General features: G+C 62.2%; 3 protein-coding genes. 1 reads left to right on the top strand and 2 read right to left on the bottom strand.

Annotated features, from left to right (window positions below; genetic code table 11):
• Positions 1–259 precede the first annotated feature (259 nt).
• Positions 260–619: a hypothetical protein gene (locus IE243_RS22275; protein WP_210319959.1), complete on the top strand. Its 360-nt coding sequence runs from the start codon at positions 260–262 to the stop codon at positions 617–619.
• A 163-nt stretch (positions 620–782) separates the two neighbouring features.
• Here the strand turns inward: IE243_RS22275 and IE243_RS22270 are convergent, their stop codons facing one another.
• The gene (locus IE243_RS22270) at positions 783–950 is read right to left on the bottom strand and encodes a helix-turn-helix domain-containing protein (protein WP_191321486.1); all 168 of its coding nucleotides are present in this window, start codon (positions 948–950) and stop codon (positions 783–785) included.
• A gap of 97 nt (positions 951–1,047) precedes the next feature.
• On the bottom strand, positions 1,048–1,272 hold the full coding sequence (locus IE243_RS22265) for a hypothetical protein (RefSeq protein ID WP_191321485.1): 225 nt from the start codon (positions 1,270–1,272) through the stop codon (positions 1,048–1,050).
• Positions 1,273–1,479 lie beyond the last annotated feature (207 nt).

Here is a 1,479-nt window from a genome sequence, read left to right as displayed (position 1 = left end):
CCCACCACAGCGTCTCACCCAGATTGTCGCGGAATCTCACCCTGTTTGTCGCGCGGCACCCATTCATTGCCGCTGGCGAGCCCCCTGCTTGCGGATTCCGATTTCGATCGGCCATCATTCCGTTAATTGACCGGCCGGGTTTCCGATAACTCTCCGGCCACCATTCCGATCAATGACCGGTCACCAGCCGGGGGTATGAGCGCTCTGGGGCAGCCACTCGGGCATCAGGATTTCCGTTTCACGCGAGACGGAGCCTGCGATGCCGAAGAAGAGGAAGCTGACGATGAGAGAACTGCGGCAGATGCTGCGGCTTGCACATGGCGGGGTGAGCGCCCGTGAGATCGGACGGGTGCTGGGGATTGCCCGCAGCACCGTTCAGGACAATCTCGGACGCGCGGCCCAGACAGGGCTGACCTGGCCGCTCCCGGCTGAGCTAACGGATGATGCCCTCGCGGGAAGACTGTTCACGCGCTCCGGGGTGAAGACCGGTCAGCGTCGGCGGGCCGAGCCTGAGAAAGCGCCAACCGCAGCCGCCCGCAGCCGCTTCGGCTTGACCAGAAGCACCAATCACGACACCCAGAAACAGGACCCAGAACCAACCCCCGCCTTGGCCGGATAATGATCGGAATCCCGACCGGTTAAGTCTCGGAACAGCGGCCGGTTATTTATTGGATTACCCGGCCGGTCCCGTCGGAATCCGCACCCTGTTGGTCTGGCGGCCTATCCAGAAGTCGCTATGATTACTCTGTCCGCTTGCAGCGCGGGAACCGTCTCGGGCCCACTCATGCTGCATTTCGTTCCTCAGGCCGGCTTCGGGTTTTTGCTCGCCAGTTGCTGACGGTCTGGGGGCTGACGCCGCACCGGCGGGAAATCTCGCGGTCGGACAGCTCGGGACGCGCTTCCATCATCGCCAGCACGTCGCGGCGCTTGTCGGCATTAGACGTAACCATTCTGACCGCCCCCGGAGCCTGGGCTAGCTCAGGCTGCCAGGGGCTCCATGAACATGCGTTAGGGGCGTCCAACGCAGTAGGCGCCTCCCCTGCTGGCTCACTTTTCCTTGTCAGCCCCGCCCGGACGCTCCCGGTTCACGTCCAGATATTCCTGCTGGTTTGGCTTGCCCTTAGGCGGAGCCTTGCCAGTTTCGTCGGTCTGTTCGGGGTCAAGCTTGCGAGGCGTGCCGTGCATGGTTTGGTTGCCTGTTCTGGAATCGGCGGCCCGGTCCGGATAAGGCTTTTCATCGAGGGTGGTTGGCTTAGACGGGCCTTGGACCATGGTTGCCTCCTTTCGAAGGTCAACCGTTCGGTGACCTTATCGTTCCTCGTCTCTTAGCGGCGCTTTTGATCCCCTGGCTGCAAAACGGCAGCCAACCGGGATGCTTCATGGGGCTTGGGTAGGAAAACCGCCCCTGCCGGCATTTCGTCATCCGTGGGAACCGTTTGTCCGGAGGTTATGATAATCCTTACGTCGGGCCTCTGCCCA

It is taken from the genome of Camelimonas fluminis (assembly GCF_014656355.1).
In the GTDB taxonomy this organism is placed as follows: Bacteria; Pseudomonadota; Alphaproteobacteria; order Rhizobiales; family Beijerinckiaceae; genus Camelimonas; species Camelimonas fluminis.
Note: the sequence above shows the minus strand (reverse complement) of the source record. Positions and strands in the feature narration are given on the sequence as shown.